We start from the raw sequence: 17,087 nt of genomic DNA, 5'->3' as shown, positions 1-17,087 counted from the left end.
GACAGTTGTGGACGGCCTGTGGAGGAGAGAGCCGTTGACCGATTCGTTCGCCCACCTGCACCTCCACACCGAGTTCTCGATGCTCGACGGTGCCGCCCGGGTGAGCGACGTGGTGGCCAAGGCCGCGGCCGACGGGCAGCCCGCGATCGGCATCACCGACCACGGGAACATGTACGGGGTGCTCGATTTCTACAAGGCGTGCCAGGCCGCGGGCATCAAGCCGATCATCGGGTCCGAGCTGTACCAGGCCTACGAGCACCGCACGGAGCGGCCGAGCCGCCGCGGTCGCCAGGATGACACCGGCGGCGAGGCCGAAGGAGGCCGCAAGGCCTACTACCACCTCACGGCGCTGGCCGAGGACGAGAGGGGCTACAAGAACCTCATCCAGCTCTCCAGCCGCGCGTACCTCGAGGGCTACTACATGAAGCCCAAGGTCGACTGGGAGCTACTGGAGGAGCACCACGAGGGCCTGATCGTCACCAGCGGCTGCCTGGGTGGGCAGGTCCTGCAGGCGTTGCTCCAGGGCAACGAAGAGGAGGCACTGGCCAAGGCAGCCAGGTTGCAGGACATCTTCGGTCGCGACCACTTCTTCATCGAGCTGCAAGACCATGGCATGCCCGAACAGCAGCACACGAACCCGAAGCTGCTGGAGATCGCCCGCCGGCTGCAGGCGCCGGTGCTCGCCACCAACGACAGTCACTACACGCACCAACACGACGCCGTGGCCCACGACGCACTGTTGTGCGTCCAGACCGGTTCGCTCATGAGTGATCCCGACCGGTTCAAGTTCCACGGAGACCAGCACTTCCTGAAGACCGCTGGCGAGATGCGCCGGCTGTTCTCGGAGCTCCCCGAAGCGTGTGACAACACGCTGTGGATCGCAGAGCGTTGCGACGTGCGCATCGAGTTCGGCAAGCCTCAGCTTCCGGATTTCCCGTTGCCCGAGGGCTTCGCTGACGACCGGGCGTACCTCGAGCACCTCACCTTCGCCGGTGCCCGGGAGCGCTGGGGTGACCCGTTGCCAGACCACATCGTCGAGCGTCTTGCTTACGAGCTGGCGGTCATCGCGGACATGGGCTTCAGCTCGTACTTCCTCATCGTCTGGGATCTCATCCGCTTCGCGCGGGAGCGAGGCATCCGGGTGGGGCCCGGCAGGGGCAGCGCGGCCGGGTGCGCGGTTGCCTACTGCTTGCGCATCACGGACCTCGACCCGATCCGCTACGACCTGCTCTTCGAGCGCTTCCTGAACCCGTCGCGGATCTCCATGCCCGACATCGACATGGACTTCGACTCCCGCTACCGGGACGAGATGATCCGCTACGCGGCAGAGCGCTACGGGCGCGACCACGTCGCCCAGATCGTCACGTTCTCCACCATCAAGGCTCGGGCCGCGGTCCGTGACGCGGCACGGGTCCTGGGCTACCCGTACGCGGTGGGCGACAAGGTGGCCAAGGCGATGCCTCCACTGGTGATGGGGCGTGACACCCCGCTGTACGCGTGCATGGAGGAACACCCGAAGTACGCCGACGGCTACAAGATGGCGGCCGAGCTGCGCGAGATGTACGTCACCGATCCCGACGCTAAGCGGGTGATCGACGTGGCCCGGGGTCTCGAAGGCCTGCGCCGTCAGGACGGCATCCACGCCGCGGCGGTGGTGATCACCAAGGAGCCGCTCACCGAGTACCTGCCGATCCAGCGCAAGCCCGAATCCGGCCAGGACCCCGAGCAAGCCCCGGTCGTCACCCAGTACGAGATGCACGGGGTCGAAGAGCTGGGCCTGCTGAAGATGGACTTCCTCGGCTTGCGGAACCTCGACGTCATCACCGACACCGTCGAGATGATCAAGCGCACCCGGGGCGTCGACGTCGACATCGACCGGGTGCCTCTCGACGACGAGGCCACCTTCGAGCTGCTCAAGCGCGGTGAGTCGATCGGGGTGTTCCAGCTCGAGGGTGCGCCGATGCGGGCCCTCATGCGATCGCTCGCCCCGGACTGCTTCGAGGACGTGGCCGCGCTGGTGGCCCTGTACCGCCCGGGCCCGATGGCCGCCAACATGCACCTCGACTACGCGGACCGCAAGAACGGTCGCAAGCCCATCGAGTACTTGCACCCCGACGCGGAGGAGATCCTGGCCGACACCTACGGCCTGATGATCTACCAGGAATCGGTGATGCGGATCGCCCAGCGCTTCGCCGGCTACTCGTTGGCCGATGCCGACAACCTCCGCAAGGCGTGCGGCAAGAAGGTGCGGGAGCTGATCGCCGCCGAACGGGAGAAGTTCATCGCCGGCTGTGTCGAGCAGGGCTACGGCGCGGAGCTGGGCAGGGAGTGGTTCGACATCATCGAGCCCTTCGCCGACTACGCCTTCAACAAGTCGCACTCCTACGGCTACGGCTACGTCGCCTACCAGACCGCCTACCTCAAGGCGAACTACCCGGTCGAGTACTTCGCCTGCCTGCTCACCAGCGTCAAGACCAGCCTGGAGAAGGCGGCCGTCTACCTGAACGAGTGCCGGCTGATGAACATCCCGGTGCTGGTGCCGGACATCAACGTGTCCGAGAGCGACTTCGTGGCGGTCATCGATCCGGAAACGGGCAAGGGCTCGATCCCGTTCGGGCTCTCCGCGGTGCGCAACGTCGGTGAAGGGCTGGTGGCGCTGATCATCGCCGAGCGCGAGGCCAACGGCCCGTTCGCCGACTTCTACGACTTCTGCGACCGGGTGGACTCCACCGTGCTCAACAAGCGGGCGGTGGAGTCGTTGATCAAGGCCGGTGCCTTCGACGCACTCGGGCACCCCCGGCAGGGACTGCTCAGGGTGTTCGAGCAGATCATCGAGCGCACCCTCGCTCGTCGCCGCAAGGAGGCCGAGGGGCAGTTCGAGCTCTTCGCCGCTCTCGACGATGTGCCCGCAGCGAGCTTCGACGACGCCCGCATCGAGATCCCCGACATCGAGTTCGACAAGCGCACCCGGCTGGCCTTCGAGAAGGAGATGCTCGGGCTCTACGTCAGCGACCACCCCCTGATGGGAGCGGAGGCATCGCTGCGGCGGCGGACGGAGTGCACCCTCGCCGAGCTCGAAGACCTCGCCGACGGATCGGTGCGGGCCGTCGGCGGCCTGGTCACGGCGCTCCAGCGGAAGTGGACGAAGCGGGGCGATCTCATGGCCGTGTTCACCCTCGAGGATCTCCAGAGCTCCATCGAGTGCATGGTCTTCCCCAAGACCATGCAGCAGTACGGCCACGTGCTCGAAGACGATGCGGTGGTCATCGTCAAGGGTCGGGTCGACGCTCGCGACGACCAGCCCAAGCTGGTGGCATCCGAGATCGAGGCGTACGAGCCGGTGATCGACGGGGCCCCCCCGGTGCGGATCCTGCTGTCACCGAACACCATGAGCGAGCAGCTTCTGCAGAACCTCAAGGGGCTGCTGAGCGAGCACCAGGGCTCGTCCCAGGTGTTCCTGCACCTCGGTGACCGCCAGGTCTTGCGCCTCCCCGACGAGTTCTGCGTCGACGCGTCGAACGGGCTGCTCGGGGAGCTGCGAGTGCTGCTCGGCCCGGACGCGCTCCTGGCCTGACGGACCGAGTTGCACCTGGCGGCCGAGGCCGCTGGACTATATGGCCGTGGCAATCCAAGCGACGACCAAGGACTGCACGGCGCTGAGCGATTCCGAGCTGTCCGAGATGGCCGACTTGTGCGCCGAGGGGCCGAGCCGGTTCGAGGTGGGGCTGCTGTCCAAGCAGGCGGAGGCCTGGGTGCTCGTCACGCTGGTGCGTGACGGCAACCCGCTCAAGGGCTTCGCCTTCGCCACCCTCGAGCGCATCGGGGGGACGCCGGCGGTGCTCGTCGGCCTCGCGTCGATCAAGCGCACCGCCAAGCGTGACGCGGTCCTGCGGGCCGTGATGACGGACCTGTACCGCCGGGCCGTGCTCGCCTTCCCCGACGAGGACGTGCTCGTGGGCACCCGGTTCACGAACGCCGGGGGGTTCGAGGCCTTCAAGAGCCTCACCGACGTGATCCCCCGTCCCGGCCACAAGGCCACGGGGGAGGAGCGGGCCTGGGGGCGCCGGCTCGCCAAGCGGTTCGGCATCGAGAACGGCAGCTACAACGATCGGGACTTCATCACGATCGGCGACAACACCTTCCCGCTGGTCCTGGACCACGAGAGCCTCAAGCCCGAGGCGGTCGATCCGTCGGTGGAGGCCCTCTTCGGCCAGCTCGACACCAAGCGGGGCGACTCGCTGATCGCCTTCGGCTGGGCGATGGCCGAGTTCCTGGCCAAGCTCGCCTGAGGTCCCGGGGCCCCGCCCCGGTCGCGGCCGTGGAACTGCACGAGGTGATCCGCCGCCGGCGGATGGTGCGCGCCTTCGACCCCCGGCCGGTGCCGGCAGCGGTGCTGGATCGGATCCTCCTCGCCGGGCTGCGAGCACCCTCGGCCGGCAACACCCAGGGCTGGGAGCTGCTCCTCCTCGAGGGGCCGGAGCAGACCGGCCGCTACTGGGACGTCTGCCTGCCACCGCAGCGGCGGGAGGCCTTCCCCTGGCCGGGCCTGCTGCACGTCCCGGTGCTTGTGATCCCGCTGGCGGATCCAGCCGCCTACCTCCGGCGCTACGCCGAGCCGGACAAGGCCCGCAGCCGTCTCGGCGAGTCGGCCGACCGCTGGCCGGTGCCGTACTGGCTCGTCGACACCTCGTTCCTGGCGATGTCGATCCTGCTGGCAGCGGTGGACGAGGGGTTGGGCGCGCTCTTCTTCGGGCTGTTCGAGCGGGAGGGAGCGGTCATGCGGGAGTTCGGGGTGCCCGCCGGCTTGCACCCGATCGGCACCATCGCCATCGGCTTCCCGGCTCCGCACGGGCCGAGCCGGTCGCTCCAGCGTCGCCGCCGGCCCCTCGATGAGGTGGTCCACCGGGGCCGGTGGTGAGCGGGCCCGGTCAGGCGAGCTGGGCGGCCAGGGCTTCGGCGGTCGTGACCGGGGCCAGGCAGGTGTAGTGGCGGCACACGTAGGCCCGGCCGGTCCCGTCGTGGCCGGTGCGGCCTTCCCACAAGGGCGAGTCGTACGGCTCGCCCCACGCCAGGACCACGTTCGGCAGGAAACGCGAGCGGACCTCCCCGAGGAGATCGGGCCGGTCACCCACCACGGCGATCTCGGTCGGCCCGGTGGCGAGCAGGTCGACCGCGGCCAGCAGGTGGCCGAACGCGGTCGGGTGGCGAGCCACGAGATCGCCCAGCAGACGGAGGATCGTCTCCGCCCGCTCGTGGTACCGCACCTCGCCGGTGAGGGCCGCGAGGCGCAAGAGGCCGTTCGCTACCAGGCTGTTGGCGCTGGGGGTGGCGTTGTCCATGAGGTCCTTGGGGCGGGTCACGAGCGGCTCGGCGTCGTCACCGGTGGTGAACACCCCACCGCACTCGCGGTCCCAGAATCGCTCCAGCAACCCGTCCGCCACCGCCCGGGCCTCGTCGATCCACCGGGCACGACCGGTCGCCTCCGCCAGGCGGACGAACGCGTCGAGCAGGGCGCCGTAGTCCGCCGCCACTGCGAGGTGGCGCGCTCCTCCCTCTGCCTGCCATGACCGCATCCACCGACCGCCGTCACCGCGGAGGTGCTCGAGGAGGAACTCGGCGTTCGCGTCCGCCGCCGACAGCCAGGAGGCGTTCCCGGTGGCTGCTGCGGCCTCCGCCAAGGTCGCCAGCATGAGCCCGTTCCACTCGGTGAGCACCTTGTCGTCGAGACCGGGCCGTACACGGACCCGGCGGGCCTCGAAGAGCCGCTGGCGGGCCGCCTCGATGACCTCGGGCCGGATCAGGTCTCCGCGCACCGGGCGCCACAGGATGTTCGTGCCCTCCCAGTTGCCGCGGGGCGTGACCCCCCACCACTCGATCGCCGCATCGGCGTCGTCGCCGAGCACCGAGCGGATCTGCGCGTCGGTCCACACGTAGAACTTGCCCTCCACGCCTTCGGAGTCCGCATCCTCCGCCGAGTAGAAGCCGCCTTCCGGGTGCCGCAGGTCGCGCAGGACGTAGCCGACCGTCTCCTCGACCACCTGGCGGTAACGGGGCTCACCGGTCAGCTGCCAGGCGTGGAGGTACACCCGGGCCAGCAGCGCCTGGTCGTAGAGCATCTTCTCGAAGTGGGGGACCAGCCAGCTGGCGTCGGTCGAGTACCGGGCGAACCCTCCGCCGAGGTGGTCGTAGATCCCGCCGGAGGCCATGGCATCCAACGAGGTGGTGACCATCTCAAGCGTCTCCGGCGACCGGTCGTGAACGTGGAGCCGCAGCAGCAGGTCGAGGCTCATGCCTTGCGGGAACTTGGGGGCGCGGCCGAAGCCGCCCCACTCGGGATCGAACTGGCGCCGCAGCTCCGCGCCGGCTGCCCGGAGGGCCTCGGAACCGGGCAGGTCCTCGCCGGGTTGCAGCCGGCTGGTCCGGCTGATGGCCTCGGTGAGCTCATGGGCTTGGCCCACGACGTCGTCGCGCCGCTCCCGCCATACCTGCGCGATGCGGGCCAGCAGGTCGGTGAAGGCGATCATGCCCCCGCGAGCGGTGCGCGGGAAGTAGGTGCCGCCGAAGAAGGGCCGACCGTCGGGGGTGAGGAAGACCGTCATCGGCCAGCCGCCGTGGCCGGTCATGGCCTGCACCGCCTCCATGTAGATCGCGTCGACATCGGGGCGTTCCTCGCGGTCGACCTTGACGTTGACGAACAGCTCGTTCATGACCGCCGCCGTGTCGGGATCCTCGAAGGATTCGTGCGCCATGACGTGGCACCAGTGGCACGACGAGTAGCCGACCGAGAGCAGGACGGGCACGTCGCGCCGTCGCGCCTCGGCGAAGGCCTCCTCGCCCCAGGGATACCAGTCGACCGGGTTGCCGGCGTGCTGGCGGAGGTACGGGCTCGTCTCCCGAGCGAGGCGGTTGGCCATGAGCTCACGCTACCGGTGGTTAGCCTGGCCCGATGGAGATCAGGCTGGACGGCAAGACCGCGCTCGTGACCGGCGCGTCCAAGGGCATCGGGCGGGCAATCGCCGCGGAGCTGGCGGCTTCGGGGGCCAACGTGATGCTGTCCTCGCGGAAGCAAGATGCGCTGGAACAGGCCGCGTCGCAGATGGCGGGCAACGTCGCGGTGCACGCCGCCCACGCGGGAGATCCCGCGCAGGCCGAGGCCTGCGTGACCTCGACCATCGAGCGCTTCGGCGGCCTTGACATCCTCGTCAACAACGCGGCGACCAATCCGTACTTCGGCCCCACGCTCGGCATCGACCTGGCCCGGTTCGACAAGACGGTCGAGGTCAACTGGCGCGGTCCCCTGGTGTGGACCCAGCACGCCTGGCGGGCAGCGATGTCCGAAACCGGTGGGGTGGTCCTCAACATCGCCTCCATCGGCGGGATGAGCGTCGAGCACTCGATCGGGATCTACAACGGGACGAAGGCCGCGCTGCTGCACCTGACACGCAACCTGGCCTCGGAGCTGGCACCGACGGTCCGGGTGAACGCGATCGCCCCCGGCCTGGTCAAGACCGACATGGCCCGCGCCCTGTGGGAGCCCGACGAGGACGCCATCGCCCGGCACGTGCCGATGCGCCGCCTCGGGGAGCCCGACGACGTCGCGCAGGCCGCGTTGTTCCTCTGCTCCGACGCCGCCAGCTGGATCACCGGAGCAACGCTCGTCGTCGACGGGGGCATGCTCCTGCGGGCCTGAGAAGCTGGACCGTCGGGCAACCCGGTGACCGACCGGCGCCGCTCAGCGGCGCGGCTCGGTGACCAGGATCCGCCCCAGTACCGAGGTCACCTCACCGGCGGGGATGGGCCGAGAGAGGTGATAGCCCTGGGCCAGATCACAGCCGAGGACCTGCAGCCGCTCGAGCTGGGCTGCGGTCTCCACCCCCTCCGCCACCGCTTCCAGACCAAGCGTGTGGGTCAGGCGGATGATCGCAGCGACGATCGCCTCGTCGCCACCCTCGGTGCCGAGGCCCGCGACGAACGAACGGTCGACCTTCAGGACATCGACCGGGAAGGTGCGCAGGTAGCTGAGCGAGGAGTATCCGGTGCCGAAGTCGTCGACGGCGAGGCGCACCCGCAAGGTCTTCAGCCGGGCCAGCGTCTGGTGGGAGAACTCGACGTCGTCCATGAGCACGCTCTCGGTGATCTCCAGCACGATCTGTTCCGGCTGCACACCGGTGCGGGCCATGATCCTCGCGAGCTGGTCCGGCAGGTCGGGGTCTCCGAGCTGGCGACCGGACAGGTTCACCGAGATGCTGACCGGTTGCAGGTCGGGGAACGCCTGCTGCCAGCGTGAGAGCTGCACGCACGATTCCTCGAGGACCCGGGTACCGATGGGGATGATCAGCCCGGTCTCCTCGGCGATGGGGATGAACTCCGTCGGTAGCAGCAGGCCACGATCGGGGTGGTTCCAGCGCACCAGCGCCTCCAGCTCCCGGACCCGTCCGGAGGCCAGGTCGACGATGGGCTGGAAGTGCACCGCCAGCTCGTCTCGCTCCAGCGCTCGTCGCAGCGCGGTCTCGGTGTCCAACCGGCGGAGGTTGCGCGATCGGAGCGTCTCGTCGAACACCGCGATCTGGGCCCGGCCCCGGTCCTTGGCTCGGTACATCGCGGCGTCGGCCTCCCGCAGCAGCGTCTCGGAGGTGGCCTCACTACCGCCGTCGGCCCGGAAATAGGAGATGCCGATGCTCGCCCCGACGAAGATCTCGGTGCCGCCGATCTCGAAGACCTCTTCCAGAGCTTTCAGGATCCGTCGGGCGACGACCAGCGCCTGGGTCTCGTTGCGCAGCTCCTCGCAGAGCACCACGAACTCATCCCCTCCGAACCGGGCCACGGTGTCATCGGGTCGTAGGGCGGCGGTGAGCCGCTGGGCGATGGCGGCGAGCAGCTGGTCCCCGAGCGAATGGCCGTGACTGTCGTTGATCACCTTGAAGTGATCGAGGTCGAGGAACAGCACCGCCGCCAGCGTGCGATGCCGTCGCGCCCGGGCCAGGGCCATGGTGAGCCGGTCGAGAAGCAAGGCCCGGTTCGGCAAGCCGGTGAGCGGGTCGTGGGTCGCCGCGTGCTCGAGTTGGGCCTCGAAGGCCTTGCGTTCGCTGATGTCCCGCAACACGGCGCTGAAGTACTCGATGCGTCCCGCAGGGTCTCGGTGCGCCAGGAGCTGGGCCAGCACCGGGAGCGTCTCGTCGCTGCCGGGCCGGGCGATCTCGAGCTCGCCGCTCCACGATCCCCGCTCGATGAGCGTGGGGATGAGTTCGTGGTCGACGCGATGGCGTTCCCATGGGGGGAAGAACGAGTGCAGGTCGACCTCGGGGAGTGGTTCGTGGGGATCGAGGCCCAGGTGGTTGCGGGCCGCGGCGTTCAACATGAGCAGGCGGCCGTTCGGGTCGGTGATACCGACCTGGTCCTCGGTGGCTTCGAAGAGCTGGATGAGACGCTGCGCGTCCTGTTCGGCCTCGATCCGATCGGTGACGTCTCGGACGTTGGCCACGATGCCACCGACCGCAGGGTTGTCGGTCATGTTCGTGACGGTCGTCTCGGCCCACCGCCAGCGCCCCTCCCCGCTGAGCACCCGGAACGTGCTCTGGCGGCTGGCGCCAGGCACGCTCGCGACCTCGCCGAGCTCGCGCGCCAGGCGAGGGAGGTCGTCGGGGTGCACCCACTCGACGCTGTCGTGTCCCACCACCTCGTGGGCGGCCCGCCCGAAGAGCTGCCGCTCACCTCCCACGTACTCGATGGTGCCGTCGGAGCCGAGTACGACGATGGAGTCGGCGGCGTTCTGCACCAGCGCCCGGAACCGCTCCTCGCTGCGGCGAACCCGTCGCTCGGCCTCCTGGCGGTGGGTGACCTCGCGCAGGCAGAGCGCGAAGCCACCGACCAGCTCGTGGTCGCGCAGATCGGCGCCCACCACGTCGACCCAGATCCACGACCCGTCGCGACGACGGGCCCGCACGACGGTGGGCTCCGCCGGAGGTGTCCCCGCCAGCGCCGCGAGGAGGTTGCGGGCGGCGAGCTCGTGGTCGTCAGGGTGCACGAAGTCCAACACGTTGAGGCCCGTGACCTCGTCGGGCTCGTACCCCATGGTCGTCGTGGTCCCCGGGTTCGCCCACTGGATCGTCAGGTCGCCCCCGACGATGAGGAACAGGTCGTAGCTCTGCTCGAGCATGGTGCGGAAGCGGCGTTCGCTGGCGGCAAGGGTGGCCGCGGCGCGGACGTTGTCGGAGATGTCGCGGTAGTTCCACAGCACCCCGCCGATCGCCGGATGGTCGACGGCGTTGACCCCGACGGCTTCGACCCACCGCCACGAACCGTCCGCGTGCCGGAGGCGGACGGTGACGGCGACTCGGGCGTCGGGGGCGGCCATCACGCCCATCCAGGCAACACGGGCTTGGTCGAGATCCTCGGGGTGTACCAGCGTCGGGAGCTGTTCCAGGAACTCCTCAGGGCTGTAGCCGAGGCTGTCGGTGACCGAGGGGGTCACGTAGGTGGGTTGACCGTCCCCGCTGATCACCGTGAGCAGGTGTCCCGGGAGGTGGCCGAGGAGCTCCAAGAGCTCCAACGCAGCGCTCGTCGGGCCTGCCCGCCGCATCTCCACAGGTGGCACAGGCTAGTTCGAGCTCGGCCCCGACCCGGCGGGGAGCTGGGAGCGAATCACCTTACCGAGCGGGGAGCGGGGGAGCGCGGGGACCAGTTGGAGCTCCCGTGGTGCGGCGTACGCGGGGAGCTGCTCCTTCACTGCGGCGCGCAGCTGCTCGAGCCGGGGCGGCTCGGACGGATCGGCAGGCACCACGATCGCTACCACCCGCTGGCCCCACTCGGGGTCGGGCCGGCCGTGGACCGCCACCTCCCTCACCCCGGGGTGCTCGCCCAGCACCCGCTCGACCTCCGCCGGCCAGACGTTCTCACCACCGGAGATGATGAGGTCTCCGCGCCTGCCGTGCACCACGAGCCGGCCTTCGTCGTCCCACGCGCCGGCATCGTCGGTCGGGAACCAGCCGTCGGGGGTGCAGGGATTGTGACCGTCCCGGTAGGTGCGCAACAGCATCGGCCCCCGCAGCTGGATCTCGCCATCGACGATGCGGATCTCGACGCCTGGCAGCGGCCACCCGTCGTAGGCCACCGCGGAGCCGGTCTCGGTCATGCCGTAGCTGACCACCACGTTCGGGGGCAGGGTGGCCGGCGGTGCCGCGCCGCCGACCACGATGCGGCGGAAGGCGGACGGGTCGATCCGGGCGAGTGCGGTGGGCACGAGTGTGGTCAAGGTGGCTCCCCGCTCGCGGGCCGCGGCCATGACCTCCGCAGCGTCGAAGGTGCGGATCACCTCGCAGGGCACCGAAGCCCAGCGGGCCCGCAGCACCACCGAGAGCCCGGCCACGTGGGCCAGCGGCAGGCAGCACAACCAGCGATCGCGGTGGCGGTCCACGCCCAGGGCTTCGGTGGTCGCCTGGGCGGAGGCTTCGACCGAGCGGTGGGTGTGGACCACCCCTTTCGGGTCGCCGGTGCTCCCGCTGGTCACCATCACCAGCGCGTCACCGTCTTCGATCGGCAGGGGATCGGGCAAGGTCTGCACGGCTCCCGAGCCGTCGATGAAGCGGTGCGGGCGCATCGCGCCGAGCAGACGCTCGACGGCGGGAGGGGGCATCCTCGGATCGACGGGCATCACCGCATCACCGCGATCCCAGCAGGCGAGGAGCAGGTCGACGCCGGGTCGGCCGGCGAGGACGGCGGCGACCAGCTCGGGCACGGCGCCGAGGATAGCGACCGCAACTGGCCCGGCCCGCCGGTGGCGGTCAAGCTGACGGTGTGAGCATCTGGGTGGCGGGTGCGCGCCCGCGGACACTGCCGGCGGCCGTCGTGCCGGTGCTGGTGGGCACCGCGGCCGCCGCCCAGGGGGACCTCGGTCCAGGTCGGGGCATCGTTGCCTGGCGGTTCGTCACGGCCATGGTGGTCGCGGTCGCCATACAGGTGGGCACCAACTACGCGAACGACTACGCCGATGGGGTGCGGGGCACGGACAGCCCCGATCGGGTCGGACCGGTGCGCCTGGTCGGTTCGGGCCTCGCCGCTCCAGCGGCAGTGAAGCGGGCCGCGGTTCTCGCCTTCGCGGTGGCGGCTGTGGCCGGCTTGGCCCTCGCCATCGCCGTCACCCCGTGGCTGATCGTGGTGGGGGCCGTGTCGTTCGCGGCCGGCTGGCTCTACACCGGCGGACCACGCCCGTACGGCTACGCGGGGCTGGGGGAGCTGTTCGTGTTCGTGTTCTTCGGGGTCGTGGCCACCGTCGGGTCCGCCTTCGTCCAGTCGGAGTCGCTCAGCTGGTTGGCGTTCGGGGCGTCGGTGCCCGTCGGGCTGCTCGCCACCGCCTTGCTGGTGGTGAACAACCTGCGGGACATCCCCACCGACGCCGCGGCGGGCAAGCGCACCCTGGCGGTGCGGCTGGGCGAGCCGGCTACCCGGGTGCTCTACGCGGTCCTGATGTTCCTGCCGTTCGCCACGGTGCCGTTCGTGGCCGGGTTGGGGGGACGCCTGCTCGGCGCGGCGGCGCTGCTCGCGGTGCTGCTGGTCCCGAAACCGGTGCTGGCCGTGCTCGAAGGGGCTCGTGGCTCGGCGCTCATCCCGGTGCTCGGCGCCACCGGTCGGATCCAGTTGGTGTTCGGGGTGTTGCTCGCCGCCGGTCTCTGGCTCAGTGCCTGACGGGGGTCCGCACCAGCCAGTCCCGCACCAGCGCTACGAAGGCGTCGGGTCGTTCGAGGTGGGCGGCGTGGCCCGCCCCCTCGATGATCGCGACGGAAGCCCGCTCGCCGATCAGGTCGCCCGCCCGCTCTGCCTGGGAGCGGAACTTCTGGTCGCGGGACCCCGCCACCAGCAGGACGGGCATCGACAGCTCGGGCAGCCGGTGCCAGAGGGACGGCTGCGTTCCGACACCGGCGAGTCGGAGACTGGCGGCGAGGCCCTCCACGGTGTTGCGGAGCCGCTCTCGGCGGTGCGCGGCTCGCTCGTCGAGCCCGGCGAAGAAAGGCTGCGAGAGCCACTCGTCCAGGAAGGCAGCCAGCCCGATCGTCTCGAGGCGTGCTGCCAGCCGCTCGTCGGCGTCTCGCCGGGCGGCACGCTCGTCCGCTCGCTCGATGCCCGGCGACGCCCCGATCAGCACCAGTCGCTCGACCAGCTCGGGGCGCTCGACCGCCAGGAAGAGTGCGATCCGTCCGCCCATCGAGTAGCCGAGGTAGGTGGCCCGGCCGCCGGCGCGGCCGAGCAGCTGGGCGGCTCCGGCGACGCCGGCCCGCACCTGCGACGACCCGCCGTGGCCCGGCGCGTCGACCACCACGACCTCGTGATCCCGGGCCAGGTCCTCGTCGATCGGTGACCAGCAGTGCCCGGTCTGGGTGAAACCATGGACCAGCACCAGGCGTGGGCCGCCCTGCCCCCTCACCTCGGTGTGCAGCACGGGTGCCATGGTGCGAAACCGTAGGCTGTCGTCGTGACAGCCGTCGCGGCCAGCTTCTGCGCAACGCTCGTCGACGAGCTGGTCCGTTGTGGGGTGACGCACGCCGTGGTCTGCCCCGGGTCTCGCTCCACCCCCCTGGCGCTGGCGTTGGCCCGGGACGGGCGCCTGCAGGTGGAGGTGCACCACGACGAGCGGGTGGCGGCCTTCATCGCCCTCGGCGTCGGGGCGGCGACCGGGCGCCCGGCGGTGGTTCTCACCACCAGCGGAACCGCGGCCGTCGAACTGCATCCCGCGGTCGTCGAGGCCGCCCACAACCGGGTGCCGCTGATCGCCTGCACGGCCGATCGTCCCCCGGAGCTGCACGGGGTCGGCGCCCCGCAGACGATCGAGCAGACCGGGCTGTTCGGTGGCGTGGTGCGGTGGGCCGCCGACCCCGGCCCCCCCGATGCCGCGACCGCAGGCACCTGGCGCTCGCTCGCCTCCCGGGCGTACGTGAAGGCGACCGGCTCGCCCCCCGGTCCCGTGCACCTGAACCTGGCGTTCCGGGAGCCGCTTCTCGGGGATCCCGGCGAGCTCCCCGCCGGCCGGGAAGCAGGGCTGCCCTGGCACGAGGGCCTGGTCACGGAGCGCCATCTCGATCACGCCTCCCTCCGGCGGCTGGCGGAGCACTGCCGGGGCCTGCGCGGGGTGCTCGTGGCCGGAGCGGGTATCAGCCGCCCGGAGGCGGTGCTCGTGCTCGCGCACACCTTGGGATGGCCGGTGTTGGCCGACCCGCGCAGCGGGTGTCGCATCCCCGATCGGGCAGTGGTCGCTCATTTCGACGCCCTGTTGCGAGACGGCGACCAGCTCCAGCCGCAGGTGGTGCTGCGGCTCGGCATGCCGCCCGCGTCCAAGGCGCTCGCCTCGTGGCTGGCCCGCAGCGACGCCCTCCAGGTGGTGATCGATGCGCACGGCGGGTGGTTCGATCCCGATCACGACGCGGGCATGGTCGCCGCCGCCGATCCGGCCTGGGTGTGTCTCGAGTTGGCAGCACAGCTCGAAGGGGAGGTGGTCGATCGGGAGTGGTCGCGCCTCTGGCAGGACCTCGACCGGGTTGCCGCCGAAGCGATCGAGGCGTCGCTCGGCGACGGGCTCTCGGAGCCTGCGATCGCCCGGGATGTGGCCGCGGCGCTGCCCGAGGGGGCCACGATGGTGGTGTCCTCCTCGATGCCGGTGCGCGACGTCGAGTGGTACGCCGCTCCCCGGGACGGGTTGCGGGTCCTCGCCAACCGGGGTGCGAATGGGATCGACGGAGTGGTCTCCACCGCGGTGGGTGTCGCCCTGGGCGCAGGGCCCACCGCTGCGCTGGTGGGTGACCTCGCCTTCCTGCACGACGCCAACGCGTTGCTCGGGTTGGCCACTCGCCCGGTCGACCTGGTGGTGATCGTGGTGCACAACGACGGCGGGGGGATCTTCTCCTTCCTCCCCCAGGCCCGGTCATTGCCCCAGCCCGTCTTCGAGCGACTGTTCGGCACCCCGCACGGAGTGGACCCGTGCTCGCTGGCTGCCGTCCACGGTCTCCCCGCGGTGCAGGTGGAGGATCGCGCCGGGTTGCGCGACGCGATCCGGGACCGGTTGGCTGCCGGCGGCCCGCACGTGGTGGTGGCCGGGACCGATCGCGCGGCCAACGTCGCCGTCCACGACGGCCTGCACGCCGCGATCAGGGCCGCACGATCGCGCTGAGCAGCGCTTGGAGCTTCGCCCGGGTCTCCGCCAGCTCCAGCTCCGGGTCCGAATCCTCGACCACCCCGACGCCGGCGAACAACCGGGCCCGGGTGCCCTCGAGCTCGGCGCTGCGGATCCCCACCGCCCAGGCCCCGTTGCCGGCCGCGTCCACCCAGCCGACCGGCCCCGCGAACCGGCCCCGGTCGAGGCCTTCGAACCGCCCGATGGCCGCCAGGGCTCGGTCGCGGGGCACACCGCCCACCGCCGGTGTGGGATGGAGGGCCACCATGAGCTCGATCACCGACGCCGGGGGCGAGGAGAGGCGACCCTCGACCCGGGTGGCCAGGTGCTGCACGTTCGCCATGGCCACCACCCGGGGCTCGGCCTCCTCGTCGAGGTACGAGCACCACGGCAGCAGTGTGTCGTGGACCATGTCGATGGTGTAGCGGTGCTCGGCCCGGTCCTTGGCAGAGGCCAGCAGCCCGGCGGCGAGCCGGGCATCGGTGGAGGGGTCGGCGCTGCGGGGAGCCGTGCCGGCCATCGGGTGCGAGCGGACCAGGTCCCCGGTTCGGGCCACCAGCAGCTCGGGACTGGCGCCCAGGAACCCGTCGACGGCGAACAACATGCACGACGGGTACGCGGCTCGCAGGCGATCGAGGACTGCTCGCCGGCAGAACGCGCGGTCTGCCTCCACGCTGACCGCGCGAGCGAGCACCACCTTGCGGGCGTCGCCGGAGCGGATCTCCTCGCGGACCGCGGTGACCGCCCGGCACCACTCCTCGGGATCCCGCTCGCTTCGGATCGTGAACCGTGACGGCTCGTCTTCGGGCTGACCGGCCAGGGCCGGCAGGGCGGGCGGGCGACCGTCCGCGCTGACCGCGGTGATCCAGCGGGTCCCGTCGGAGGCCCGCCCGACGATCGTGCGGGGCACGACGAGCACCCCCTCCTTATCAGGGGCGAAGGACAGCGCACCGAGGGCCACCGGGCCGGTGCCGGGCCGGCGGACGTCGTCGTCGCACTCGATGGTGCCGAGCACCTCGTGCACCGCCTCGGCGGCCCGGGCAGGCTCGTGTCGGGGGAGGTGGATCTCGACGGCCGTGCCCTGTCCCGCCAGCCCTTCCTCCTGCCGCAGGAACAGCCAGCCGTCCTCGCCCGCCACGTCGAGCAGGTCGACGTCGGTGTCGAGGCGGCGGGTGACCGCCACGAGCCGGTCGCTCACGCCCACTCGGCCCTGGTGCGGGTGGCGGTGATGAGCTGGGCGATACCGGCCGACAGCAGCTCCCGCCTGACGTCCGTGAACCCCGCCCGGGCGAGCGAGCCCAGCAAGTCCGCGGTCGGCGGGAGGTAGGCCACGGACTCGGGCAGGTAGCGGTAGGCGTCGGCATCCGAGAGCAGCCCGCCGATTCGGGGGACGACCCTGCCGAAGTAGATGCGGTGACCGGCACGCAGGACCGGGTTCGGTGGCTCCGCCACCTCGAGCAGCGCGATCCGCCCGCCGGGCCGCACCACCCGGGCCAGCTCGGTGAAGAACGCCCCGAGGTCGACCAGGTTGCGCAGCGCGAACCCGCAGGTGACCCCGTCGGCGACGCCGTCGGGTAGCGGGAGGCGGAGGGCGTCTCCCTGGATCAGCGGCGCGTCGGTGCGGGCGGCGGCCAGCATCCCCATCGACAGGTCGACGCCCACCGGCCGCAGCTCGCCGCGCTGCAGCTCCCGGCACAGGTCGCCGGTGCCGCAGGCCAGGTCGGCGACCAGGGATCCGGGGCGCAGGCCCAACCGCCGGACGGTGCGCCGCCGCCACCCCACGTCCATCCGGAAGGTCATGAGGCGGTTGACCAGGTCGTAGCGGGGAGCGATGGCGTCGAACATCGAGCGCACGGCGCGCACCTTCTCCTCACCCACCGGCAGCCGGGACCGGGTCGCCATGGGGGCGAGCCTACGGCTGGTCAGAAGT

General features: G+C 70.9%; 12 protein-coding genes. 6 read left to right on the top strand and 6 right to left on the bottom strand.

Annotated elements, in window-relative coordinates:
- Positions 1-34: 34 nt before the first annotated feature.
- The 3 genes from dnaE to HZF19_RS06650 are packed head-to-tail and all read left to right on the top strand — an operon-like array spanning position 35 to position 4,918.
- Positions 35-3,574, top strand: coding sequence for a DNA polymerase III subunit alpha (gene dnaE, locus HZF19_RS06660; protein ID WP_208027978.1), 3,540 nt, complete (start codon positions 35-37; stop codon positions 3,572-3,574).
- A gap of 46 nt (positions 3,575-3,620) precedes the next feature.
- A complete protein-coding gene (locus HZF19_RS06655) occupies positions 3,621-4,289 on the top strand; it encodes a hypothetical protein (RefSeq protein WP_208027977.1) in 669 nt (222 codons plus the stop codon).
- A 29-nt stretch (positions 4,290-4,318) separates the two neighbouring features.
- Complete coding sequence (locus HZF19_RS06650; RefSeq protein ID WP_208027976.1) at positions 4,319-4,918, top strand: nitroreductase family protein; 600 nt, start codon at positions 4,319-4,321, stop codon at positions 4,916-4,918.
- A gap of 10 nt (positions 4,919-4,928) precedes the next feature.
- Here the strand turns inward: HZF19_RS06650 and HZF19_RS16810 are convergent, their stop codons facing one another.
- A complete protein-coding gene (locus tag HZF19_RS16810; RefSeq protein ID WP_208027975.1) occupies positions 4,929-6,914 on the bottom strand; it encodes a thioredoxin domain-containing protein in 1,986 nt (661 codons plus the stop codon).
- Positions 6,915-6,946: 32 nt separating this feature from the next.
- Here HZF19_RS16810 and HZF19_RS06640 point away from each other — a divergent pair, with 32 nt between their 5' ends.
- Positions 6,947-7,690, top strand: coding sequence for an SDR family oxidoreductase (locus HZF19_RS06640; RefSeq protein ID WP_208027974.1), 744 nt, complete (start codon positions 6,947-6,949; stop codon positions 7,688-7,690).
- A gap of 42 nt (positions 7,691-7,732) precedes the next feature.
- Here the strand turns inward: HZF19_RS06640 and HZF19_RS06635 are convergent, their stop codons facing one another.
- Both HZF19_RS06635 and HZF19_RS06630 read right to left on the bottom strand, forming a co-directional pair.
- The gene (locus HZF19_RS06635) at positions 7,733-10,579 is read right to left on the bottom strand and encodes a bifunctional diguanylate cyclase/phosphodiesterase (protein ID WP_235979556.1); all 2,847 of its coding nucleotides are present in this window, start codon (positions 10,577-10,579) and stop codon (positions 7,733-7,735) included.
- 18 nt (positions 10,580-10,597) lie between these two features.
- Positions 10,598-11,734, bottom strand: coding sequence for a class I adenylate-forming enzyme family protein (locus HZF19_RS06630; protein WP_208027972.1), 1,137 nt, complete (start codon positions 11,732-11,734; stop codon positions 10,598-10,600).
- A gap of 59 nt (positions 11,735-11,793) precedes the next feature.
- Between HZF19_RS06630 and HZF19_RS06625 the strand changes: the two genes are divergently transcribed.
- A complete protein-coding gene (locus tag HZF19_RS06625) occupies positions 11,794-12,681 on the top strand; it encodes a 1,4-dihydroxy-2-naphthoate polyprenyltransferase (RefSeq protein WP_208027971.1) in 888 nt (295 codons plus the stop codon).
- On the opposite strand, the gene HZF19_RS06620 is transcribed toward HZF19_RS06625, so the two are convergent.
- Positions 12,671-13,441, bottom strand: a complete 771-nt coding sequence (locus HZF19_RS06620; protein WP_208027970.1) for an alpha/beta fold hydrolase — start codon at positions 13,439-13,441, stop codon at positions 12,671-12,673. The two genes, HZF19_RS06625 and HZF19_RS06620, sit on opposite strands and share 11 nt — an antisense overlap.
- 24 nt (positions 13,442-13,465) lie before the next feature.
- On the opposite strand from HZF19_RS06620, the gene menD reads away from it, so the two are divergent.
- Positions 13,466-15,154 carry a 2-succinyl-5-enolpyruvyl-6-hydroxy-3-cyclohexene-1-carboxylic-acid synthase gene (gene menD / locus HZF19_RS06615; RefSeq protein WP_208027969.1) on the top strand — a complete coding sequence of 563 codons (1,689 nt, stop codon included), beginning with the start codon at positions 13,466-13,468 and terminating at the stop codon, positions 15,152-15,154.
- Here menD and HZF19_RS06610 read toward each other — a convergent pair.
- Complete coding sequence (locus tag HZF19_RS06610; protein ID WP_208027968.1) at positions 15,132-16,355, bottom strand: isochorismate synthase; 1,224 nt, start codon at positions 16,353-16,355, stop codon at positions 15,132-15,134. The genes menD and HZF19_RS06610 overlap by 23 nt on opposite strands.
- Positions 16,352-17,059, bottom strand: coding sequence for a ubiquinone/menaquinone biosynthesis methyltransferase (locus HZF19_RS06605; protein ID WP_208027967.1), 708 nt, complete (start codon positions 17,057-17,059; stop codon positions 16,352-16,354). Before HZF19_RS06605 ends, HZF19_RS06610 begins: the two co-directional genes overlap by 4 nt.
- Positions 17,060-17,087: the final 28 nt, after the last annotated feature.

The sequence above is a fragment of the Rhabdothermincola sediminis genome, assembly GCF_014805525.1.
In the GTDB taxonomy this organism is placed as follows: domain Bacteria; phylum Actinomycetota; class Acidimicrobiia; order Acidimicrobiales; family Acidimicrobilacustridaceae; genus Rhabdothermincola; species Rhabdothermincola sediminis.
Note: the sequence above shows the minus strand (reverse complement) of the source record. Positions and strands in the feature narration are given on the sequence as shown.